The organism is uncultured Sphingomonas sp. (genome assembly GCF_937871615.1).
Taxonomy (GTDB): Bacteria; Pseudomonadota; Alphaproteobacteria; order Sphingomonadales; family Sphingomonadaceae; genus Sphingomonas.
The window spans coordinates 55,585-76,950 of the sequence record NZ_CALMPA010000013.1 but is presented as its reverse complement, the minus strand read 5'-3'; the positions used below and the strand labels follow the sequence as shown (position 1 = coordinate 76,950).

General features: G+C 68.6%; 21 protein-coding genes. 17 read left to right on the top strand and 4 right to left on the bottom strand.

What is annotated here, in order from left to right:
- From Q0316_RS02655 to Q0316_RS02630, 6 genes are all read left to right on the top strand, one after another.
- Positions 1-969: a LuxR family transcriptional regulator gene (locus Q0316_RS02655; RefSeq protein ID WP_298669301.1), complete on the top strand. Its 969-nt coding sequence runs from the start codon at positions 1-3 to the stop codon at positions 967-969.
- A 302-nt stretch (positions 970-1,271) separates the two neighbouring features.
- Positions 1,272-1,733 carry an EF-hand domain-containing protein gene (locus tag Q0316_RS02650; RefSeq protein WP_298669298.1) on the top strand — a complete coding sequence of 154 codons (462 nt, stop codon included), beginning with the start codon at positions 1,272-1,274 and terminating at the stop codon, positions 1,731-1,733.
- 25 nt (positions 1,734-1,758) lie between these two features.
- Positions 1,759-2,895 carry a tRNA guanosine(34) transglycosylase Tgt gene (gene tgt, locus Q0316_RS02645; protein WP_298669295.1) on the top strand — a complete coding sequence of 379 codons (1,137 nt, stop codon included), beginning with the start codon at positions 1,759-1,761 and terminating at the stop codon, positions 2,893-2,895.
- Between the two features lie 2 nt (positions 2,896-2,897).
- Positions 2,898-3,092 carry a hypothetical protein gene (locus Q0316_RS02640; protein WP_298669292.1) on the top strand — a complete coding sequence of 65 codons (195 nt, stop codon included), beginning with the start codon at positions 2,898-2,900 and terminating at the stop codon, positions 3,090-3,092.
- A complete protein-coding gene (locus tag Q0316_RS02635; protein ID WP_298669289.1) occupies positions 3,089-3,922 on the top strand; it encodes a GNAT family N-acetyltransferase in 834 nt (277 codons plus the stop codon). The genes Q0316_RS02640 and Q0316_RS02635 overlap by 4 nt, the downstream gene beginning before the upstream one ends.
- 10 nt (positions 3,923-3,932) lie before the next feature.
- The gene (locus tag Q0316_RS02630; protein WP_298669286.1) at positions 3,933-4,946 is read left to right on the top strand and encodes a cell wall hydrolase; all 1,014 of its coding nucleotides are present in this window, start codon (positions 3,933-3,935) and stop codon (positions 4,944-4,946) included.
- 6 nt (positions 4,947-4,952) lie between these two features.
- Here the strand turns inward: Q0316_RS02630 and Q0316_RS02625 are convergent, their stop codons facing one another.
- The 3 genes from Q0316_RS02625 to Q0316_RS02615 all read right to left on the bottom strand — a co-directional run bounded on the left by Q0316_RS02625 (position 4,953) and on the right by Q0316_RS02615 (position 8,152).
- The gene (locus tag Q0316_RS02625; protein WP_298669283.1) at positions 4,953-5,267 is read right to left on the bottom strand and encodes a hypothetical protein; all 315 of its coding nucleotides are present in this window, start codon (positions 5,265-5,267) and stop codon (positions 4,953-4,955) included.
- 92 nt (positions 5,268-5,359) lie between these two features.
- On the bottom strand, positions 5,360-5,764 hold the full coding sequence (locus tag Q0316_RS02620; protein WP_298669280.1) for a hypothetical protein: 405 nt from the start codon (positions 5,762-5,764) through the stop codon (positions 5,360-5,362).
- Positions 5,765-5,893: 129 nt separating this feature from the next.
- Complete coding sequence (locus tag Q0316_RS02615; RefSeq protein WP_298669277.1) at positions 5,894-8,152, bottom strand: NADP-dependent malic enzyme; 2,259 nt, start codon at positions 8,150-8,152, stop codon at positions 5,894-5,896.
- A gap of 213 nt (positions 8,153-8,365) precedes the next feature.
- Between Q0316_RS02615 and mutS the strand changes: the two genes are divergently transcribed.
- A complete protein-coding gene (gene mutS / locus Q0316_RS02610) occupies positions 8,366-11,044 on the top strand; it encodes a DNA mismatch repair protein MutS (RefSeq protein WP_298669417.1) in 2,679 nt (892 codons plus the stop codon).
- Between the two features lie 73 nt (positions 11,045-11,117).
- Positions 11,118-11,768, top strand: a complete 651-nt coding sequence (locus Q0316_RS02605) for a TRIC cation channel family protein (protein ID WP_298669274.1) — start codon at positions 11,118-11,120, stop codon at positions 11,766-11,768.
- Positions 11,769-11,783: 15 nt separating this feature from the next.
- Here the strand turns inward: Q0316_RS02605 and Q0316_RS02600 are convergent, their stop codons facing one another.
- Positions 11,784-12,599 carry an LD-carboxypeptidase gene (locus Q0316_RS02600; RefSeq protein ID WP_298669271.1) on the bottom strand — a complete coding sequence of 272 codons (816 nt, stop codon included), beginning with the start codon at positions 12,597-12,599 and terminating at the stop codon, positions 11,784-11,786.
- Positions 12,600-12,800: 201 nt separating this feature from the next.
- Here Q0316_RS02600 and Q0316_RS02595 point away from each other — a divergent pair, with 201 nt between their 5' ends.
- The 9 genes from Q0316_RS02595 (at position 12,801) to Q0316_RS02555 (ending at position 21,358) form a co-directional block, all read left to right on the top strand.
- Positions 12,801-14,186: a Mur ligase family protein gene (locus Q0316_RS02595; protein ID WP_298669269.1), complete on the top strand. Its 1,386-nt coding sequence runs from the start codon at positions 12,801-12,803 to the stop codon at positions 14,184-14,186.
- 23 nt (positions 14,187-14,209) lie between these two features.
- Positions 14,210-14,914, top strand: coding sequence for an alpha/beta hydrolase (locus Q0316_RS02590; RefSeq protein WP_298669266.1), 705 nt, complete (start codon positions 14,210-14,212; stop codon positions 14,912-14,914).
- The gene (locus tag Q0316_RS02585; RefSeq protein WP_298669263.1) at positions 14,911-15,633 is read left to right on the top strand and encodes a tetratricopeptide repeat protein; all 723 of its coding nucleotides are present in this window, start codon (positions 14,911-14,913) and stop codon (positions 15,631-15,633) included. Before Q0316_RS02590 ends, Q0316_RS02585 begins: the two co-directional genes overlap by 4 nt.
- Before the next feature lie 25 nt (positions 15,634-15,658).
- The gene (locus Q0316_RS02580) at positions 15,659-16,108 is read left to right on the top strand and encodes a VOC family protein (protein WP_298669414.1); all 450 of its coding nucleotides are present in this window, start codon (positions 15,659-15,661) and stop codon (positions 16,106-16,108) included.
- Complete coding sequence (locus Q0316_RS02575; RefSeq protein WP_298669259.1) at positions 16,075-17,175, top strand: nitronate monooxygenase family protein; 1,101 nt, start codon at positions 16,075-16,077, stop codon at positions 17,173-17,175. The genes Q0316_RS02580 and Q0316_RS02575 overlap by 34 nt, the downstream gene beginning before the upstream one ends.
- Positions 17,172-17,909 (top strand): hydroxyacylglutathione hydrolase, encoded by a 738-nt coding sequence (gene gloB / locus Q0316_RS02570; RefSeq protein WP_298669257.1) that lies wholly within the window; start codon positions 17,172-17,174, stop codon positions 17,907-17,909. The genes Q0316_RS02575 and gloB overlap by 4 nt, the downstream gene beginning before the upstream one ends.
- Positions 17,910-17,951: 42 nt before the next feature.
- A complete protein-coding gene (locus Q0316_RS02565; protein ID WP_298669254.1) occupies positions 17,952-18,359 on the top strand; it encodes a hypothetical protein in 408 nt (135 codons plus the stop codon).
- Between the two features lie 79 nt (positions 18,360-18,438).
- The gene (locus Q0316_RS02560; protein ID WP_298669251.1) at positions 18,439-19,758 is read left to right on the top strand and encodes a cystathionine gamma-synthase family protein; all 1,320 of its coding nucleotides are present in this window, start codon (positions 18,439-18,441) and stop codon (positions 19,756-19,758) included.
- Positions 19,759-19,897: 139 nt separating this feature from the next.
- Complete coding sequence (locus Q0316_RS02555) at positions 19,898-21,358, top strand: NAD(P)/FAD-dependent oxidoreductase (RefSeq protein ID WP_298669248.1); 1,461 nt, start codon at positions 19,898-19,900, stop codon at positions 21,356-21,358.
- Positions 21,359-21,366 lie beyond the last annotated feature (8 nt).

Below are 21,366 nucleotides of genomic sequence, written 5' to 3'. Positions count from 1 at the left end.
ATGGCATTCAGCCGGGTGGACGAAACGGATCTGCTGCTGCCGCTCCACGCGGGCGCGCGGGAGGAGCCGCGCTGGCAGACCTTCCTCACGCGCCTGCGCCAGCGCACCCGCGCCGATGCCGCCCACCTCATCACCGCGCCCATGCCCGCCACGCTGCCCGCGCCATTGCCCGCGATCCCGCCCGATCGGCTGCGCCCCAATCGCGTCTATGCCGCCGCCGAACTCGATGAAGCCACGCCCGGCAGCGATCTGCGCATCATCCGCGTCACCGAACCGGGCGGAACGAGCGCGATCCTCGCCATCACCAGCGCCGAACGGGCCTTCGCCGCCGCCGACAGCGCCCTGCTATCCGCGCTCGCGCCGCATCTCGCCGTCGCGCTCGCCGGGCTGGGGGAAGCGGAATGGCAACGCGCGCGGCTCGCGACCATGGCGGACGCGCTGGCACGCAGCGGCACCGGCTGGATCACGTTCGACCGCGACGCGCGGCTGGTCGATCTGGATGATGTCGCCGCACGCGCGCTTCACGCACGCACCGGCATCACCCCCACCATCGGCCAGCGGCTGCGCACCGGCGATGCGGAGGCCGAGCGCCTGCTCCCGCTCGTCGCCGCCACATTCGCCATGAACCAGGACACGCCGCCGCGCGCGCTCACGCTATCGCCAGCCGCCGCGCTCGACGCGCTGCTGATCCCGGCGCCGCCCGCGATGACGGCATTGATCCGCGTGTCGCCGCGCGCCGGCCCGGCGCGTATCGCCGCGCTGGAGGCGCTCCACGGGCTGACCCATAGCGAAGCGCGCCTCGCCGCCGCGCTGGCCGATGGCGCCAGCATCGCGGCGGCAGGCGCGCATATCGGGCTGACGATCGAAACCGCGCGCAACTATTCCAAGCGCATCTACGCCAAGACCGGCGCGCGCGGCCAGGGCGACCTGATCCGCCTGCTCTGCACTGGCGTCGCCGCGCTCGCCTGACGCCGGAAAACGGGCGAGCCGAAAAAATCCATCCGAACGGGAACTTGCGGCGCCCCCGCCTGTTTCACCCACTCAGCAGACCTCCCTTGTGAGCGGCGGGCGCATCCCTCCCGTGCCCGCCGCTTCTTTTTCCCGCACCGTCATTTCCGCGTACCGAGCTTGCGGCGGTTGCCAGCCCGCCGCGCGCGCCATAGGGCAAGGAACATGCGGCACAGGCGCATCATCCATCGGCTCAGCCACGGTTCAGGCCCATGCGTGTCGATGCGGGGGATGGTCGCACGCATCCCGCAGGAAACCGTCGCATGATATTGGCGCTGCTGCTTCAGGCCGCCGCTCCCGCCGCCGCCACGCCGCCGGGGCCGGGCCAGCCCCCCGCCACGATGATGGTGGAGCCGGTCGCGATGATGATCGCCGCCTGCGATCTGGATGGTGACGGCCGCACCACCGCCGCCGAGCTTCACACCTGCGTCGCGCGCAGCTTCGCCGCGATCGACACCGGGCATCAGGGATCGCTCGGCTATATCGCCTTCGCCGACTGGGCCGAACGCTGGCTGGGCGATCGCAACGCGCTGCCCGGCCCGTTCGAAACGGATACCGATGGCGACAATCGCATCACGCTGGCCGAATTGCAGGCCAAAATGGCGCAGATCTTCCGCCGGCTCGATCGCGATCACGATGGCGTCGTCACCCGCGCGGAATGCCTGACGATCCGCGCCACCGTGCCCAGCGACCGCGCGCCGCGCGAAAAGCGCAAACCCAGATGATCCACCGGGGCATTATCACGATACGATGACCGATCGTTTCACCTTCACCATCGCCGCTACCGACGGCGCGGCGCGCACTGGCACGATCGCGATGCAGCGCGGCGTGATCCGCACGCCCGCGTTCATGCCGGTCGGCACCGCCGCCACCGTCAAGGCGATGAAGCCCGCCGATGTCGCCGCATCGGGCGCGGACATCATCCTTGGCAACACCTATCACCTGATGCTGCGCCCCGGCGCGGAGCGCATCGCGCGGCTCGGCGGGCTGCACGGCTTCATGGGGTGGAATCGCCCGATCCTCACCGATTCGGGCGGCTATCAGGTGATGAGCCTCGCCGATCTCACCAAACGCAGCGAGGAAGGGGTGTCGTTCAAGAGCCACCTCGACGGCTCCCGCCACATGCTCAGCCCCGAGCGTTCGATCGAAATCCAGCGGCTGCTCGGCTCGAACATTATCATGGCGTTCGACGAACTCGTCCCCACCACCTCGACCCGCGAGGTGCAGGCGGCGGCGATGGAGCGCTCGATGCGCTGGGCGAAGCGCAGCCGCGCGGCGTTCGACGCTGGCGAGGAACATGCCACGTCGAACGCGATCTTCGGCATCCAGCAGGGCGCGCTCGATCAGGGCCTGCGCAAGGCATCGGCGGACGCGCTGATCGACATCGGCTTCGATGGTTATGCGATCGGCGGCCTCGCGGTGGGCGAGGGGCAGGAGGCGATGTTCGGCTGCCTCGATTTCGCGCCCGGCCAGTTGCCGGCGAACAAGCCGCGTTACCTGATGGGGGTGGGCAAGCCCGACGATATCGTCGGCGCGGTCGAACGCGGGGTGGACATGTTCGATTGCGTGCTCCCCACCCGCTCGGGGCGCACCGGCCAGGCCTTCACCCGCGCCGGCCCGATCAACATCCGCAACGCGCGCTTTGCAGAGGATATGGGGCCGCTCGATCCGGCGTGCGCGTGCCCGGTATGCGGCACATGGAGCCGCGCCTATCTTCACCATCTCGTCCGGGCGGGCGAGATTCTCGGCGCGATGCTGATGACCGAGCACAACATCTGGTTCTACGAAGCGTTGATGGCGGATCTGCGCGGCGCGATCGCCAGCGGCTCGCTGCGCGCGTTCGCCGATGCGTTCCGCGCGCGATATCTGGGTAGTGAAGGAGAGTAAGCGTGTCCGATAATGACGAACCCAATGAGATCCTCGCCGCCGCGCGCGATGCGAAGGCGCACGAAATGGGCGCCAACGAGGCGAAGCGCGAGCGGCGCACCCGCAACTGGAATCTCGGCAAGATCAGCCTTGGCGTAGGCATCGGCTCCGCCGCCGTCGCCGCTGCCGTCCTGTTCGCCAATCGCGAAAAGAAATGAACGAAGCCGCCGCCCGTGTCGCCACCGCGCGGCGCTGGTTCCGGCGGCTTGGGCATAGCGCGATCGCCGCCGCCCCCGGCATCACGGTGATCGCCGCGCCCGAACATCCCGATACATGGGATGCCAATTTCGCGACCGCTGACCTGGGGGCGAAGCCGGCGGCGCTGTTTGACGCGCTCGATCGGCATCTGGCGCATTCGCCATGGCGTGTCGTCATCACCGATGCGCTGACCGATCCCGCGATCGCGGCGGCGCTGGCGCTGGCCGGCCATGTCGCGCAACCGCCGGTGATCGAGTTCATCGCGCATGATCCGCTCGCCTCGCCCCATCCGCTTCCCCCGATCGCGCCGACGCGGGTGAGCGACGCTGCGGGCTGGAACGCCTTCGCCGTGCTGGTCGACGCCGATCACCGCGAAGGCAAACGCACCGGCACGATTGACCCCGCCGTCGGCGCCGGGCTGCTCGACGGGATGCGCCGCCGCAGCCCGCCCGCCGATTACTGGCTGATCGCATCGGGCGCGGGCGGGCCGCCGATCGGTTACGGCCTCACCCTCGCCTGCCCCAACGGCCTCGGGCTGATCGAACATCTGTTCGTTTTGCCCGATCATCGCGGGCGCGGGGTGATGTCCGCGTTCATCCTGTGGGCCGAGCGACACCTCCGCGCCGCGGGTTGCGACGCCTTGTTCATCGACGCCCATGCCGGCGCGCCGCCGGCGTGGCTCTATGCCTCGCTCGGCTTCGCGCCCGTTTCGCTGACCCGCAACTGGGTGAGCCACCCGCCCGCCCAGATCGCGCCCGCGCGGAGCGAAATCGTAAACGATCGGCGCTAGAACAAGCGGCATGTCGACCGCAGCGACGCATCCCAGCGAACGACGCGCCCGGCGCCTGGCGGAGCGCCCGGCGCGAATGCGCGCGTTGCGCCGGCGCGCGATGATCGCGCTGCCGCTCATCGGCGGAACTGCGCTCGTGGGTGCGACCGCGCTTCATTTCGTCCGCGCGCGCGCCGTGCCCGTCCGCGCGAGTCATGCGCCCGCGCCCGCCGCGTCGATCGGCGCCGACGCGGAGGAGTTCGCCTCCCCCGCGCATGGCACCACCGGCACGATCGCGCTGCCCCCGGTGCCGCGCGGCGCGGTGGTGGCGGGGAATGGCGGGGTTACGCCCGCCGCGCCCTTCTCAACCCGGCTCGCCTCCTCCATCGACCGGGCACGCGCGCTCGAATGCCTGACGGCGGCGGTCTATTACGAAGCGGCATCGGAAAGCGACGCGGGGCAGCGCGCGGTGGCGCAGGTGGTGCTCAACCGGGTCCGCCACCCGGCCTTTCCGCCCACGGTATGCGGCGTCGTCTATCAGGGCGCCGCCCGCGCCAGCGGTTGCCAGTTCAGCTTCGCGTGCGACGGCTCCGCGCGGCGCATCCCGGCGCGCGGCGGCTGGGCGCGCGCCGCGCGCAACGCCGCGATGATCCTCGCAGGGCAAGTGTTCGCGCCGGTCGGGCTGGCGACGCATTACCATACCTATGCCGTAACCCCGTCGTGGAACCGCACGCTCGTGATGACCGATGCGATCGGCGCGCATTTCTTCCATCGCTGGAAGGGTTATTGGGGGACGGCGGCGGCGTTCAGCCGCGTCTATCGCGGCGGCGAGCCGCAAGCCGCGCTTCCCGCGCCGCTTGCCGTGCAGGCGCCGGGCATGATCGCCGAGCCGCCCGCGCAACGGGCGAACCGTGTCGCGCTACCTCCCGCGATCCAGCCTGCCTATACGGAAAGCGGCGCGGCCTTGCGCAACGCCGCGCCCGACAATCTGCCCCAATCCCCGGTGCTCGATCGCTGGAAGGATTCGGGCAAACCGCTGCGCTGACCCGCGCTACCGCCGGTGCCCGCCGTGCTTTTCGAAGCGGATTTCCGCGCTGAGCCGAGCGAAGCGTTGATCGAGATCGCGCCGCTCCGCCAGCGTCAGCCCGCCGCGACGATAGCGCGTCTCCCGCGCCTTCAGGTGGCGCACCTCGCTACGCAGCCGCACGCCCTGAGCGCGATTGAGGCTGCCGGAATGCAGGCCCTGACTGATCCGCGCGTCGAGATTCGCGCTGCGCTCAGCGATCGGCACCCACCGCGCGGCCACCACCGGCGCGGCGGCGCAGGCGATGGCGATCCCGGCGGCGATCACAGGCAGCTTCTTCATCGTCATCCTCCCGACGCGGCCAACAAGCTGGCCGGGAACAGGTTCGCCGCGCGACCGTCGCACGAATGCGCCGGGCGGCGGCGGAAACCGGATTAACGGCAGCGCACGTCCTTCTTGTCAATCGACTTGCCGAGCGCCGCGCCGCCGACGCCGCCGATCAGCGCGCCAAGCAACCCCGAACCGCCCGGTGCGATCGCCGCGCCAAGCGCGCCGCCGGCGATGCCGCCGACGATCAGGCCCGTCGTGCCGTCGCTGCGGCGGCAATAATAGCGCCCGTCCTGGCCGACATAGACGCGATCATTGCTGCCCAGACGGCGTTCGCGATAGCGTGGGCTGTCGCGATAATAGCGATCGGCATAATAGCCGTTATAATTGGGGTCCGGGCGGTTGTAGTCATAGCGGTTATAGCCGTTGCCGGCATAGCCGGGGCCTTCGTCGCCGACGCAGCCCGTTACCAGCACCGCCGCGCCAAGCGCGGCCAAAGCAACCATCCGCATCTCAGGTTCTCCATCGTTCCCAATGAATGCGAAAATGGTTTCGCTCGCGAAAGGTTGCGCGGCGCATCCCATTTAATGGACGGCGCGGCGCGGGGATGGCCTGTGCCATCCACCGCGCCGCGCGCGATATCAGCGCGCGATTCCCCCGGCGGCGAGCACCGCGAGCGTCACGAGTTCGCTCGCCGTGGAGGTCATCGGCGCGATCTGCACCGGCTTTTCCATCCCCAGCAGCATCGGCCCGATCATCGAATCGCCGCCCAGTTCGCGTAGTAGCTTGGCCGAGATATTGGCCGATTGCAGGCCCGGCATCACCAGCACATTGGCGGGGCCGGAAAGCCGCGCGAACGGATAATTGGCAAGCTGCTTCGGATTGAGCGCCACGTCCGGCGACATTTCGCCTTCATATTCGAAGCTCACCTGCCGCTCGTCGAGCACGCCCACGGCGGCACGGATATTCTCCAGCCACTGCCCCTCGGGGTTGCCGAAGGTGGAATAGCTGAGGAAAGCGACGCGCGGCTCCTGCCCCATGCGCCGCGCCACCTGCGCGGTATGCTCCGCGATATCCGCCAGTTCCTCGGGGCTGGGGCGCTCGTTCACCGTCGTATCGGCGATGAACACCGTGTGCGTCTGCCCGACGAGGATATGGATGCCGAACGGCGTGCGCCCCGCCTCGGGATCAATCACGCGCTTCACCTCGCGCATCGTCTTCGCCCAGGTGCGCGTGATGCCGGTAATCATCGCATCGGCCTTGCCCAGTTGCAGCAGCACCGAACCGAAGATGTTGCGATCCTGGTTTATCATCCGCTCGCAATCGCGGCGCAGATAGCCGCGGCGCTGAAGCCTGGTGTAGAGGAAGTCCACCATTTCCGGCACCAGCGGCGAATGGCGGCTGTTGTGCAGCTCATATTCTTCCGGGTTGGTGACGCCCAGCGCGCGCAGCCGATCGGGCACGTCGTCCCGCCCGACGAGGACGGGCGTGCCATAGCCGCCTTCCTTGAACTGGATCGCGGCGCGCAGCACCACCTCCTCCTCCCCTTCCGCGAACAGCACGCGCTTGGGATGCGCGCGCGCGCCCTCGTAAGCGAGCGTGAGCACCGAGGTGGTCGGGTTGAGCCGCGCGCGAAGCTGCTCGCGATAGCCCGCCATGTCGAGGATCGGCTTGGTCGCCACGCCCGAATCCATCGCCGCCCTGGCGACCGCCATCGACACCACTTCCATCAGGCGCGGATCGAACGGCGCGGGGATGATATATTCCGGCCCGAAGACGTGGCGCACGCCATAGGCCATCGCGACCTCCTCGGGCACGCGCTCGCGCGCCAGCTCCGCGATCGCCTGCGCGGCGGCGATCTTCATTTCCTCGTTGATCGCCGAGGCGCGCACATCGAGCGCGCCACGGAAGATGAACGGGAAGCCGAGCACGTTATTCACCTGGTTCGGATAATCCGAACGCCCGGTGGCGACGATCGCGTCGGGGCGCGCCGCTTTCGCATCTTCCGGGCGGATTTCCGGCTCCGGATTCGCCATGGCGAAGATGATCGGCGCCTTCGCCATATCCTTCACCATCTCGGGCTTGAGCGCCCCGGCGGCGGACAGGCCGAGGAACACATCGGCGCCCTCCAGCGCCTCGGTCAGCGAGCGGCGCTCGGTCGGCACGGCATGGGCGGATTGCCACTGGTTGACGCCTTCGCGCCCCTGATAGATCACGCCCTTGCGATCGCACATCAGCACGTTTTCATGGCGCACGCCCATCGCCTTGATGAGTTCGGTGCAGGCGATCGCGGCGGCGCCCGCGCCGTTCACCACCACCTTGATCGCGCTGATATCGCGCCCAGTGAGCAGGCAGGCGTTGATGAGGCCGGCGGCGGTGATGATCGCGGTGCCATGCTGGTCATCGTGGAACACCGGGATGTTCATCCGCTCGCGCAGCGTCTGCTCGATGATGAAACATTCCGGCGCCTTGATATCCTCAAGGTTGATGCCCCCGAACGACGGCTCCAGCAAGGCGACGCAATTGATGAAGGCGTCCACATCCTCCGTCGCCACTTCCAGGTCGATCGAGTCGACATCGGCGAAGCGCTTGAACAGCACCGCCTTGCCCTCCATCACCGGCTTGGACGCGAGCGCGCCGAGATTGCCCATGCCGAGGATCGCGGTGCCATTGGAAATCACCGCGACCAGATTACCCTTGGCGGTATAATCATAAGCGGTCGCGGGATCGTCCGCGATCGCCTGCACCGGCACGGCCACGCCCGGCGAATAGGCCAGCGCCAGATCGCGCTGCGTCGCCATCGGCTTGGATGCGATGATCTCGATCTTCCCCGGCCGCCCCTCGGAATGGAACAACAGGGCTTCGCGCTCGGAAAACTGGACGTTGGTGGGTTCGGACATAAGTGGGCCTTGGTCGGGGAGGGTCTTGCGGCTTCCTTTAGGGTGCCACCGGCACGATGCAACAATCTACCACCGGAAACAGCCGCCCGCACGGGCGTCGATTGCCGCTACGGCGAGCCCGCACCCGCGCGCGCCACCCCAATTCCGCTGTTCCCCAGCGCCGCGCGGAACGGTATCGCCACACGGATGACCGCGCCCTCCGCCCCCACGCCGATGATGGCGCAATATCTGGCACTCAAGGAAGAGTCGGCGGATTGCCTGCTGTTTTACCGCATGGGCGATTTCTTCGAGCTGTTCTTCGATGATGCGAAGGTGGCGAGCGCGGTGCTCGATATCGCGCTCACCGCGCGCGGCGAGCATCACGGGCAACCGATCCCGATGTGCGGCGTGCCGGTCCATGCCGCGACCGCCTATCTCCAGCGGCTCATCAAGGCGGGGCACCGCGTCGCGATCGCGGAACAGACCGAGTCGCCAGAGGCCGCCCGCAAGGCGCGCGGATCGAAGGCGTTGGTCAACCGCGCGATCGTCCGTGTCGTCACCGCCGGCACGCTGACGGAGGAGGCGCTGCTCGATGCGCGCGCCGCCAATTGGTGCGTCGCGGTGGGCGAGGCGGCGGGCGAGATCGCGATCGCGGCGGCCGATATCTCGACCGGGCGGTTCGAGGTGATAGCCTGCTCGCCCCAGGGGCTCGGCGCGGAACTGGCGCGGCTGGCGGCAGCGGAAGTGGTCGCGGCGGACGGCGGCGAGGCGCCCGCCACCGTGTGGCGCCCGCGCGCCGATTTCGAGAGCGGCGCCGGCGAAGCGCGCCTGAAGCGGCTCTATGGCGTCGCGACGCTCGACGGCTTCGGGCAATTCAGTCGCGCGATGCTGGCGGCGGCGGGCGGCCTCATCGCCTATCTCGATCACACCGCGAAGGGCGCGCTCCCCTTCCTGCGCCCGCCGCGAGTTTCGAGCGCGAGCGCGGCGATGGCGATCGACGCGGCGACGCGCGACAGCCTTGAACTCACCCAAACCACCGGCGGCGCGCGCAAAGGGAGCCTGCTCGACGCGGTGGACCGCACCGTAACCGGCGCGGGCGCACGGCTGCTCGCCGCCGATATCGGCGCGCCGCTGATGGACAGGGACGCGATCGACGCGCGGCTCGATCTAGTCCAGCTATTCCATGACGATGGCGTGCTGCGCGAGCGCCTCCGCGCTGCGTTGCGGGCGCTGCCCGATGTGGGCCGCGCGCTGGGGCGGTTGGCTGCGGGGCGCGGCGGCCCGCGCGATCTGGGGCAACTCCGTGACGGGCTCGATGGCGCGTGGCTGCTGGGGGAAGTGCTCGATAAGGTCATCCCACCGCCTCTCTCACCTCCCGTTCGTGCTGAGCCTGTCGAAGCACTGCCTTCTTCGGAAGCAAAGGACAGCCCTTCGACAAGCTCAGGGCGAACGGGGAGAGGGAATGCGCCCGGCCTCCTCGCCACCCTCGCCCCGCAGCTACGCGGGCACGGCGCGCTGATCGACCTGTTGAAGCGCGCGATCGTCGCCGCGCCGCCGATCGAGGCGTCCGACGGTGGCTATATCGCCGCCGGCTATGACGCCGCGCTCGACGATCTGCGCGATGCCGGCGCGGGCGGGCGCCGCGCGATCGCCGCGCTGGAGGCGAAATACCGCGCCGAAACCGGCACGCAAACGCTCAAGATCCGCCACAATGGCGTGCTCGGCTATCATATCGAGGTGCCCGCCCGCGCCGCCGATGCGCTGATGAAGCCCGAATCCGGCTTCACCCATCGCCAGACGCTGGCCGGGGTCGTCCGCTTCAACGCGCCCGAACTGCACGAGGTCGCCGCGCGCGTCACGCAAGCCGGGGCGCACGCGCTCGCTGCGGAGGCCGCGCATCTCGAAGACCTTATCGCGCAGGCGCTCGCCCGCCGCGAGGAGATCGCCGCCACCGCAGACGCGCTCGCCCGGCTCGACGTGGCGGCAGGCAATGCCGAGCGCGCGGCGGAGGGCGCATGGGCGCGCCCGCATCTGGTCGAGCATCCCTGTTTCAAGGTGGCCGGCGGGCGGCATCCGGTGGTCGAGGCGGCGGTGGCCAAGGCGGGCGAGCGCTTCGTCGCGAATGACTGCGCGCTCTCCGAAACGTCGCGGCTGTGGCTCGTCACCGGCCCCAATATGGGCGGAAAATCCACCTTCCTGCGCCAGAATGCGCTGATCGCGGTGCTGGCACAGGCAGGGGCTTACGTCCCCGCGAGCAAGGCGACATTGGGGCTGGTCGATCGCCTGTTCAGCCGCGTCGGCGCATCGGACAATCTCGCGCGCGGGCGCTCCACCTTCATGGTCGAGATGGTGGAAACGGCGGCGATCCTCGCCCAGGCCACCCCACACAGCTTCGTGATCCTCGACGAGGTGGGGCGCGGCACCTCCACCTATGACGGCCTCGCCATCGCCTGGGCGGTGGTGGAGGCGATCCACGAGGACAATCGCTGCCGCTGCCTGTTCGCGACGCATTACCACGAACTGACGCGGCTGGCCGAACGCTGCGACGCGCTCACCCTCCACAACGTCCGCGCGCGCGAGTGGAAGGGCGAACTGGTGCTGCTGCATGAGGTGGCGGAAGGCCCGGCGGATCGCAGCTACGGCCTGGCGGTGGCGCGGCTCGCGGGGATGCCGCCGGCGACGGTGGCGCGCGCCAAGGCGGTGCTGGCGAAGCTGGAGGCCGGGCGGCAGAAGACGGGCGGGCTCGCGGCCGGGCTGGACGATCTCCCCCTGTTCGCCGCCGCGATGCCGGTGGAGGCGGATAAAGGCGACGCGATCCGCCGCGAGGTGGAAGCGCTCGACGTGGACGCCCTAACCCCGCGCGAGGCACTGGAGACGCTCTACCGCTTGAAGGCGCTGGCGCGGGAGGGGTGATGTTTCCGTCGGGATAGCGTTGGCTTCGCACGGCCAGTTTCGCTCCGGCGCAAATTCAGGCAGCTTCGCACTGATGGACCCGTCGCCCACCGCTCCGCGCATCCGCGATCGCGTGCTCACCACCGTCGACCTCGCGGCGACTTTCGTTCTGGCTGCGGCCTGCGCGCTCACCGGCGTGCAGGCCGATTTCGATCTGTTCGGCATATTGGTGCTGGCCTTTGTCGGCTCGGTGGGAGGCGGCGTGATCCGCGATCTTCTGCTTGGCGAACATCCTCCCGCGCCGTTTCGTGACTGGCGCTATGCGGCGCTGGCGGTCGCGGCGACGGCGGGGGTGGTCGCGGCGTCCGTCTCAGGGCGTATCGGCGATTTCACGCCCCCGCTCGCGATCGACGTGTTCGAGGCGATCGGCCTCGCGCTTGCCGCCACGGCGGGCGCGCGCAAAAGCATTGATTACCAACTGAACAGCGCCAGCGTCATCGTCATCGCCACTGTGAACGGGTGCGGCGGCGGCATCATCCGCGACATGCTGAGCGCGCGCGTACCGCACGTCTTGCATCAGGACTTTTACGCGACCGCCGCGCTGGCCGGCGCCGCGCTGATGGTGGTGCTGATGCGGCGTTTTGATGTGCGCAAGGACGTGGCGGGCACCATCGCGGGCATCACGATCTTCGCGCTGCGGACCGCCGCGTTACTCGGTGGATGGCGGCTGCCGCATCTTCATTGATGCGGGCGCCCCCTTTCACCCCACCCCGAACGGCACCACGCAATTGCCCTGCGTATGCCCGATCTCCGCGCGGCCCAGATACGGCACGCCCATATCGCGGCACCAGCGGCGAAGCATCGTGTCTAGCGTTTCACCCCATGGCGGATCGTTCTCCGCCACATCGGTCACCGCGCCCAGCCTCACGCCCGCGATGCCGCGCAATTGCGTGGCGTTCGCCATGGTGAACAGCATCCGGTCGATCCGATAGAGCGGCTCGGACACTTCCTCGATCAGCAGCACATGATCCGCCAGATCAGGGAGCCAGGGTGTGCCGATCAGGCTGTCCAGGATCGCGAGGTTGAACGCGACCGACGGCCGCCCGCCCAGCCCCGGCTCCAGCCCCTGGCGGTCGCCGGTCAGCCAGCCGAGCGTGCGCGCGATCGTGCGGTCGCCGCCATCGCGCATCACGTCGATCGGCATCGGCCCGTGCGCCGGTCGCCCGATCCGCCGCGCATAGAGCGCCGCGAGCAGGAAGCCCATGTCCGAATAGCCGACATAGGCCTTGGCCCTGGCGGGCGCCGACAGCCGCGGCATCGCCTGCGTCAGGATGCGGTTCGAGCCATAGCCGCCGCGCCCGAACCAGATCGCGTCGAACGCCGCATCATTGGCGAATTCCAGAAACGCCGCCGCACGGCGCTCGTCAGGCCCGGCGAAATGCCCGTCGTCGCTTTCGAAACATTGCGGGTGAAAAACGAGGTCCACCGCCGGATAGGCGATCGCTGCAAAGGCGGCGGTGCGCTCCGCCGCCAGCGGGTCGAGCGATTTTGCCGGTGAAACGATCCCGATACGCACCCGTGATTCCCCGCCGCCGGTTGAGCCTGTTCCCGATCCGGGATAGCGCCATGCGATGCGCAACGGCAACCTGCCTCCTGTCCCCCGTCATTCCCGCGCAGGCGGGAATCCATTCCTCCCGGCCCTTGCGATGGAGCCGCAACCGCTATGCCTGTGGATTCCCGCCAGCGCGGAAACGACGGGGCGGGAAGGGAAAGGCGCATGACCGACAGGCAACATTATTTCCTCGTCGGGATCGGCGGATCGGGGATGATGCCGCTGGCGATGATCCTCGCCGGGCGCGGCGCGATCGTCGCGGGATCGGATCGCTCGCTCGATCAGGGACGCGTGCCGGCCAAGTTCGATGCGTTGAGGGCGATGGGCATCGCGCTCCACCCGCAGGACGGATCGGGCATCACTTCGCCGGAGCAGATCGTCGTCGCCTCGGCGGCGGTGGAGGCGAGCGTCGCCGATATCGTCGCGGCGGAGCGGCTCGGCTGCCCGCGCCTGACGCGCGCGGCACTGAACGCGCGGCTGTTCAACGCCAGCCGCCTGCCGATCGGCGTCGCGGGCACTTCGGGCAAATCCACCGTCACCGGCATGATCGCGACGATCCTCGATGCGGCGGGCAGCGATCCCACGGTGATGAACGGCGCGGTGATGAAGGATTTCGCGCGCCCCGATCGCCCGTTCGCGAGCGCGCTGGTCGGCGCGGGCGACGCATACGTCAGCGAGGTCGACGAAAGCGATGGCTCGATCGCGCTTTATGCACCACGCATCGCGGTGCTCAACAACGTCAGCCTCGATCACAAATCGCTCGCCGAACTGAACCAGTTGTTCGGCGATTTCATCGGCAAGGCGGCGCACGCGATCGTCAATATCGACAATAGCGATGCCGCCACACTCGCGCTGGCATTGCCACAGGATCGCGTAACGCGCTTCGCGATTGACCGTGACGCCGATCTCAGCGCCACCGATATCGCCGAGGAGCCGTTCGCGGTGAGCTTCACGCTGCGCGGCCACCGCGTCCGGCTCGCGGTGCCCGGGCGGCACAATGTGGCGAACGCGCTGGCCGCGATCGGCGCGGCGCTGGCGGCGCGCGTCACGCTCGAACAGGCGATCGCGGGCGTCACGCGCTTCACCGGGCTCAAACGGCGCTTCGATCTGGTCGGCACGGCGGCGGGCGTCGCGGTGATCGACGATTTCGGGCACAATCCGGACAAGATCGCCGCCACGCTCGATACGCTCCATGCCTTTCCCGGTCGGCTGCTCGTGCTGTTCCAGCCGCATGGCTATGGCCCGCTCAAGGTGATGCGGTGCGAACTGGTGGCGATGTTCGCCAGCAAGCTTGCGCCGGGCGATCTGCTCGTGCTGCCCGATCCGGTCTATCAGGGCGGCACCGTCAACCGCGAGGTGACGAGCGCGGATATCGTCGGCGATCTCTCGCTCGCGGGCGCCGATGCGCGGCATATCGCCGATCGCGACGCGGCCGCCGCGCATCTCGTCGCCACCGCGCGCGCCGGGGACAGGATCGTCGTGATGGGCGCGCGTGACGATACGCTGCCGCTGCTCGCGGCGCGGATGGTGGAGATGCTTGCCGCGCGGTGAGCCGCTATCCTAGATATGGGGTCATGCGTCCCCGTCTAGCTTTCCGTCACACGCCGGGCACCAGCCCGACCGTGATCTTCCTCCCCGGCTATGCCTCCGATATGGAGGGCACCAAGGCGCTTGCGCTCGAACAATGGGCGCGCGCCAGCGGGCGGGCGTTCATCCGCTTCGATTACGGCGGATGCGGCGCAAGCGAGGGGGCGTTCGAGGAACAATCCTTCGCTGACTGGCGCGATGATGCGCTGGCGGTGATCGACGAGGTGGCGCAAGGCCCGGTGGTGCTCGTCGGCTCCTCGATGGGCGGGTGGATCATGCTGTCGGCGGCGAAGGCGCGACCGGATCGCGTCGTCGCCTGCGTCGGCATCGCGCCCGCGCCCGATTTCACCGACTGGGGCTTTTCCACCGACGAGAAGATGCGGCTGTTGCAGAAAGGGCGGATCGAGCGCGCCAACCCCTACGGCCCAGAACCCACCATCTATACCAGCCGCTTCTGGCAATCGGGCGAGGCCAACCGGCTGATGTTCGGCGAAATCCCGATCGACTGCCCGGTGCGGCTGGTGCAGGGGCAGCGCGATCCAGACGTGCCGTGGCATCGCGCCGGGCGGCTCGCCGAACTGCTCCGTTCAGCCGATGTGCAGACCTGGCTGGTCAAGGATGGCGATCACCGCCTGTCGCGCGATGCCGATATCGCGCTGATCGTTCGCGCGGTGGAGGATGTGTTGCGATGATCCCGCTGTTCGCGCTGCTGCTCGCCGCCGACGATCCCGCCGCGCGCTGCCTGTCCGCCGCGCGCGCCGATCCAGCGGAGGGCGAGCGGATGGCGGAACGCTGGTCGCTGAATGGCGGCGCGGCAAGGGCGAAACATTGCCTCGGCCTCGCGCTCACCGAACAGACGCGCTTCGGCGAGGCCGCCGCCGCCTTCGAGGATGCGGCGCGACAGGCGGAAGTGGCGAAGGATGCTCTCGCCGCAAGCTATTGGGCCGCCGCGGGCAACGCGCAACTCGCCGCGGGGCAACCCGCCAGAGCGCGCATCGCGCTGGACGCCGCGCTGGCGGCGGGGACGTTGCAGGGGTTGCAGCGCGGCGAGGCGCATCTGGATCGTGCCCGCGCGCTGGTCGCGGCGGGCGACATGGCGGGCGCCCGCGCCGATCTGGACGCGGCGACACACGACGCGGCGGACGATCCGCTGGCGTGGCTGCTCTCCGCGACGCTCGCGCGGCGGACGGGCGATCTGCCGCGCGCCCGCGCCGATATCGCAGCGGCGCTGAAACGCTCGCCCGACGACGCGCAGGTCCAGCTTGAGGCGGGCAATATCGCCGCGCTCTCCGGCGACGAGGCCGGGGCGAAAGCGGCATGGCGCGCGGCGCAACGGATCGCGCCAAATGCGCTGGCGGGGGTTGCGGCGGCGAAGGCGCTGGCGCAATTCGATGGCGACCAAGCGAAATGACGCATTTCCCCGACCGGAGCCGAACATGAAATATCTCCACACGATGATCCGCGTGACCGATCCGGACAAGACGATCGCTTTTCTTGAAACGGTCGGGCTGAAGGAAGTGCGGCGGATGGAGAGCGAGGCGGGCCGCTTCACGCTGATCTTCCTCGCCGCATCGGGTGACATGAACGCCCCCGGCGAGCGCGCCGAGGCCGAGGTGGAACTCACCTACAACTGGCCGGCCGAGGGCAAGGAGCCGGAAGTTTATACCGGCGGGCGCAATTTCGGGCACCTCGCCTATCGCGTCGACGATATCTACGCGACGTGCCAGCGCATCATGGACGCGGGCTATACGATCAACCGCCCGCCACGCGACGGGCATATGGCGTTCGTGCGGACGCCGGATGGCATTTCGATCGAACTGTTGCAGGATGGCGTGCTGCCCCCGCAGGAGCCATGGGCGTCGATGCCCAACACCGGCAACTGGTGATGCCGATGGGCGCGGCAGCCGATTTCTTCGCCGCGCTCGGCGCGCGCTGGCCGGTCATTCAGGCGCCGATGGCGGGCTTCGGCGACGCGACGCTCGCGATCGCGGCGATCCGGGGCGGCGGAGTCGGGTCTCTGGCGGGCGCGATGTTCACCCCCGATCGGCTGCTTGTCGAAGCAGCCACGGTGCGCGCCGCCGCGCCTGGCCCGCTCAACCTCAATTTCTTCTGCCACACTCCGCCCGCCGCCGATGCCGATGATGTCGCGTGGCAGGCGGCGCTCGCGCCCTTTTACGCGGCGGAGGGCATTGCCGCGGACGGCGCCGCGCCCGCGTCCCGGTGCCCGTTCGATGCGGATGCGGCGCGCGTGGTGGAGAAAGTGCGCCCGGAGATCGTCAGCTTTCACTTTGGCCTGCCCGCGCCCGATCTGCTCGCCCGCGTCCGCGCGACCGGCGCGCGCGTGATCGCCAGCGCTACCACGGTGGCCGAAGCGCGCTGGCTCGCCGCCAAAGGCTGCGACGCGATTATCGCGCAGGGCTTCGAGGCGGGCGGCCATGCCGGCTATTTCCTCGCCGATCATCGCCCGGTCGGCACCTTCGCACTGGTGCCGCAGGTGGTGGATGCGGTGGCGATGCCGGTGATCGCGGCGGGCGGCATCGCGGATGCGCGCGGCGCGGCGGCGGCGATCGCGCTCGGCGCTGCGGGGATACAGGCCGGCACCGCCTATCTCGTGACGGAAGACAGCAGGGCGAGCGCGATCCACCGCGCAGCGGTGGCCGCCTCGACAAGCGACGACAGCGTTTTCACCAACGTCTTTTCCGGGCGGTTCGCGCGTGGGGTGCGCAATCGCCTGATCGACGCGCTGGGGCCGACAAGCGCGGTTACGCCGCCCTTCCCGCTCGCGGCGGCGGCGATCGCCCCGTTGCGCGCGGCGGCGGAGGCGGCCGGGCGCGGCGATTATTCGTCGCTCTGGGCCGGGCAGGGCGCGCCGCTCGCCCATAGCCGCCACGCCGCCGAACTCACCGAAATGCTGGGCGCCGCCGCGCTCGCCGCCCGAAGGAGCCTTGCATGACCAGCCGTCTCGACGTGATCCGCGTTCCAGTGCTCAGCGACAATTACAGCTGGCTCGTCCATGATGAGGAAAGCGGCGAGACGATGGTGGTCGATCCCGGCGAGGCCCAGCCGCTGCTCGACGCGGCGGCGGCGCGCGGCTGGACGATCACGCAGGTGTGGAACACGCACTGGCACCCCGATCACGTCGGCGGCAATGCGGAAATCGTCGCCGCCACCGGCGCCACGGTGACCGGGCCAGAGGCGGAGCGCGCCAAGATCGGCCATCTCGATCATGGCGTCGGCGAAGGCGACACGATCGCGCTCGGCACGCATCGCGCGGCGGTGCTGGCGGTGCCGGGGCATACCGCCGGGCATATCGCCTTCCATTTCGCGCAAGATCGCGCGGTATTCACCGGCGACACGCTGTTCGCCATGGGCTGCGGCAGGCTGTTCGAGGGGGATGCGGCGCAGATGCTCGCCAACATGCGCCGCTTCGCCGCGATGCCGGGCGAAACCCGGGTCTATTGCGGCCATGAATATACCCAGTCGAACGGCCGGTTCGCGCTGGTCGCGGAGCCCGACAATGACGCGATCCGCGCGCGAATGATCGCGGTGGATGCCGCGCGCGCCGCCGGCAGCGCCACCGTCCCCACCACGATCGCGCTGGAATGCGCGACCAATCCTTTCCTGCGCGCCGCCGATGCGGAAACGCTCGCCGCCCGGCGCAAGGCAAAGGATGAATTTCGCGGCTGATATCCCCATATTGCGCCACGGGGCGATGAAGGAGTTGTTGTAATGCGCATGATCCTCATTCCACTGATCGCCGCCACGCTTGGCGCGGGGGCGGTAGCGATCGCCCAGTCCCCGTCGAACGATCGCGCCGCCGCCAACGAGGCCGCGTTCCAGAAGGAAGTGCAGGGCCTGACCCCCGGCAAGCCGACCGACTGCATTGATACGCGCTTCAACCGGGCGTCGCTGAAGGCGATCGGCCCGCGCCTGATCTACCGCGTCGGCCCGAAACTGGCCTATGTGAACGATACCGGCGGCGGTTGCGAAGGGGTGGCGCGCGGCGATGCGCTGGTGACCAGGCAGTTCACCTCGCAACTGTGCCGTGGCGATATCGCGCGGACTGTGGATATGACCTCGCGCGTCAATACCGGCAGTTGCGCGCTGGGCAGCTTCATCCCCTATCAAGCGAACTGAATTTCCGGCACGATATCCGGCATCATGGGCCGCGCCCGCGTTTGGCAAAGCGCGCGCGGCCAATCGTTCGGAGATCAGGATGACCAAGGAAAGCGAAGCCCGCCCGCATGGTGTCAAGGCGGGGGGATCGCAGCGCCCCGCGATCGAGCGGATCGGCGGCCGCAAGCTCAAGCCGGCGACGCTGATGATGGGGCATGGCTATGATCCGGCGCTGTCGGAAGGCGCGCTCAAGCCGCCGATCTTCCTCACCTCCACCTTCGTCTTCCCCAATGCGGCGGCGGGCAAGCGCCATTTCGAGGGCCTGACCGGCAAGCGGCCCGGCGGCGCGGAAGGATTGGTCTATTCGCGCTTCAACGGCCCCAATCAGGAAATTCTGGAGGATCGCCTCGCCGTCTGGGAAGAAGCGGAAGACGCGCTCTCCTTCTCCTCCGGCATGTCCGCGATCGCCACATTGTTCCTGGCGATGGTCGAGCCCGGCGACACGATCGTCCATTCCGGCCCGCTCTATGCCGCGACCGAGACGCTGATCGCCCGCATCCTCGGGCGGTTCGGGGTGAAGTGGCTCGATTTCCCCGCAGGCGCGACGCGCGCTGAGATTGACGCGGTGCTTGCGGAAGCGGCCAAGGGCAAGGTCGCGCTGATCTATCTCGAAAGCCCCGCGAACCCCACCAACGCGCTGGTCGATGTGGAGGCGGTGGCGGCGAGCCGCGATACGATCTTCGCCGGCCAGGCGACAAAGCCGCCGATCGCGATCGACAACACCTTCCTCGGCCCGCTCTGGCATCGCCCGCTGCGCCATGGCGCGGATATCGTCGTCTATTCGCTGACCAAATATGCCGGGGGCCACAGCGATCTCGTCGCTGGCGGCCTGCTCGGCACCAGGGCGCATATCAACACGATCCGGCTGATGCGCAACACGATCGGCACGATCTGCGATCCGAACACCGCATGGATGCTGCTGCGTTCGCTCGAAACGCTGGAATTGCGCATGAGCCGCGCGGGCGAGAATGCGGCGAAGGTCTGCGCCTTCCTCGCCGATCATCCCAAGGTAGAGCGGGTCGGCTATCTCGGCTTTCTCGAAGGCGGCAAGGATGCGCGGCAGGCCGATATCTATCGCCGCCATTGCGACGGCGCGGGATCGACCTTCTCGCTCTATCTCAAGGGCGGTGAGGCGGAGGCGTTCCGCTTCCTCGATGCGTTGCGCATCGCCAAGCTCGCGGTCAGCCTCGGCGGCACGGAGACGCTGGCAAGCCACCCGGCGGCGATGACGCATCTGTCCGTTCCGGATGCGCGCAAACAGGCGCTGGGTATCACCGACAATTTGGTGCGCATCTCGATCGGGGTGGAGGATGCCGACGATCTGATCGCCGATTTCGCGCAGGCGCTCGACGCGATCTGAGTCGGTGCGGGGTGGAGGCACGGTCTTCACCCCGCGCCAATCTAACGCAATCGACTTACTTTCCTCTTTCCTCTCCGCGCATCACGCGGCATCCTGTGTCGCAACGCGGCGGATGACCGCGAAATGGAGAGCGGTTGAGATGGCGAAGCGTATTGCAGTGGTTGGCGCGGGCATGGGCGGGCTGTGCGCCGCGATCCTCGCGCGGCAGGCCGGGCATGAGGTGACGATCTACGAGCACGCCGAATCGGTCGGCGGCACCTGGCGCGCGAACCGCTATCCCGGCGTCGCCTGCGACGTGCCCGCGCTCCTCTACCAGTTCAGCTTCGCGCCCAATCCGCTGTGGAGCCACAATTATGCGCGCGGGAACGAAATCCACGCCTACACCAAATCGCTGGTCGATCAGTTCGGCCTCGCCGGCTCGCTCCACCTGAACGAAGGCGTGACGCACGCGTCCTGGGACGACAGCGCACGGCAATGGACGATCGAAACCGAAAAGGGCGAGACGGGCACGTTCGACGTGCTGGTCCCCGCGCTCGGCCAGCTCAGCCGCCCGACCTTCCCCGATATCGCGGGGGTCGACGATTTCGCCGGGCCGAAATGGCACGCCGCCGACTGGCCCGCCGCCGCCGATCTCGCGGGCAAGCGCGTCGGCGTGATCGGATCGGCGGCAAGCGCGGTGCAACTGATCCCGGAGATCGCCAAGGAAGCCGCGCACCTCGTCGTCTTCCAGCGCACCCCCAATTGGTGCGTGCCGCGCAACGATTTGCCGGTGACGCCCGAGATGAAGATGCTGCTCGCCACCAACATCGAGGCGGCGATGAAGCTCGGCGCGATGCAGCGGGAGATGATCTTCGATCAGGCGGATGTTTTCTCCTGGCAGGCATTTCAGTGGACGCCGCAAGGGCGCGCCGCCTTCACCCGCGCCGCGCTCGATCATCTCGCCGAGCAGGTGCCGGATGCCGAACTGCGCCGGAAGCTGACCCCCGATTATCCCGTCGGCTGCAAGCGCATCCTGCTGACCGACGATTTCTATCCCACGCTGATGCGCGACAATGTGACGCTGGAAACCGCCGGCATCGAGCGGATCGCGGCCAATGGCGTGCAGACGCGCGACGGTTTCCACGATCTGGACGTGCTGATCTTCGCCACCGGGTTCGAGACGACGCAGTGGAACTGGTCGATGGAGGTCACCGGCAAGGGCGGCGACACGCTCCGGCACCGCTGGGCGGACGGGCCGGAAGCCTATCTCGGCATCATGGTATCGGGCTTCCCCAATATGTTCGTCCTCTATGGGCCGAACACCAATCTGGGGCATAATTCGATCAGCTTCATGATCGAGGCGCAGGTGAATTACATGCTCAAGACGCTCGCCGCGCTCGATGCCGAAGGCGCGACGGCGGCTGATGTGACGCCCGAAGGGCAGCACCGCTTCTATCAGCGGATCGAACAGGCGCTTTCGGGCACGGTCTGGGCCGATCCGCATTGCAACAGTTGGTACAAGGCGGCAAATGGCCGCATCTACCAGAACTGGTCCGGCGATTGCGCGAGTTATGCCGAAGCCACCGCAACGGTGGATCGGGAGGAAGTGGCGTTCGCCTGACTTGCGCC

Coding starts and splice junctions, on each gene's coding strand:
- Q0316_RS02595 (WP_298669269.1), top strand. CDS start 12,801: ATGACCGACAGGCAACATTATTTCCTCGTCGGGATCGGCGGATCGGGG.
- Q0316_RS02580 (WP_298669414.1), top strand. CDS start 15,659: ATGAAATATCTCCACACGATGATCCGCGTGACCGATCCGGACAAGACG.
- Q0316_RS02620 (WP_298669280.1), bottom strand. CDS start 5,764: ATGCGGATGGTTGCTTTGGCCGCGCTTGGCGCGGCGGTGCTGGTAACG.
- Q0316_RS02655 (WP_298669301.1), top strand. CDS start 1: ATGGCATTCAGCCGGGTGGACGAAACGGATCTGCTGCTGCCGCTCCAC.
- Q0316_RS02605 (WP_298669274.1), top strand. CDS start 11,118: ATGGACCCGTCGCCCACCGCTCCGCGCATCCGCGATCGCGTGCTCACC.
- Q0316_RS02635 (WP_298669289.1), top strand. CDS start 3,089: ATGAACGAAGCCGCCGCCCGTGTCGCCACCGCGCGGCGCTGGTTCCGG.
- gloB (WP_298669257.1), top strand. CDS start 17,172: ATGACCAGCCGTCTCGACGTGATCCGCGTTCCAGTGCTCAGCGACAAT.
- Q0316_RS02575 (WP_298669259.1), top strand. CDS start 16,075: ATGGGCGTCGATGCCCAACACCGGCAACTGGTGATGCCGATGGGCGCG.
- Q0316_RS02625 (WP_298669283.1), bottom strand. CDS start 5,267: ATGAAGAAGCTGCCTGTGATCGCCGCCGGGATCGCCATCGCCTGCGCC.
- Q0316_RS02590 (WP_298669266.1), top strand. CDS start 14,210: ATGCGTCCCCGTCTAGCTTTCCGTCACACGCCGGGCACCAGCCCGACC.
- Q0316_RS02560 (WP_298669251.1), top strand. CDS start 18,439: ATGACCAAGGAAAGCGAAGCCCGCCCGCATGGTGTCAAGGCGGGGGGA.
- Q0316_RS02650 (WP_298669298.1), top strand. CDS start 1,272: ATGATATTGGCGCTGCTGCTTCAGGCCGCCGCTCCCGCCGCCGCCACG.
- tgt (WP_298669295.1), top strand. CDS start 1,759: ATGACCGATCGTTTCACCTTCACCATCGCCGCTACCGACGGCGCGGCG.
- mutS (WP_298669417.1), top strand. CDS start 8,366: ATGATGGCGCAATATCTGGCACTCAAGGAAGAGTCGGCGGATTGCCTG.
- Q0316_RS02630 (WP_298669286.1), top strand. CDS start 3,933: ATGTCGACCGCAGCGACGCATCCCAGCGAACGACGCGCCCGGCGCCTG.
- Q0316_RS02565 (WP_298669254.1), top strand. CDS start 17,952: ATGCGCATGATCCTCATTCCACTGATCGCCGCCACGCTTGGCGCGGGG.
- Q0316_RS02585 (WP_298669263.1), top strand. CDS start 14,911: ATGATCCCGCTGTTCGCGCTGCTGCTCGCCGCCGACGATCCCGCCGCG.
- Q0316_RS02615 (WP_298669277.1), bottom strand. CDS start 8,152: ATGTCCGAACCCACCAACGTCCAGTTTTCCGAGCGCGAAGCCCTGTTG.
- Q0316_RS02555 (WP_298669248.1), top strand. CDS start 19,898: ATGGCGAAGCGTATTGCAGTGGTTGGCGCGGGCATGGGCGGGCTGTGC.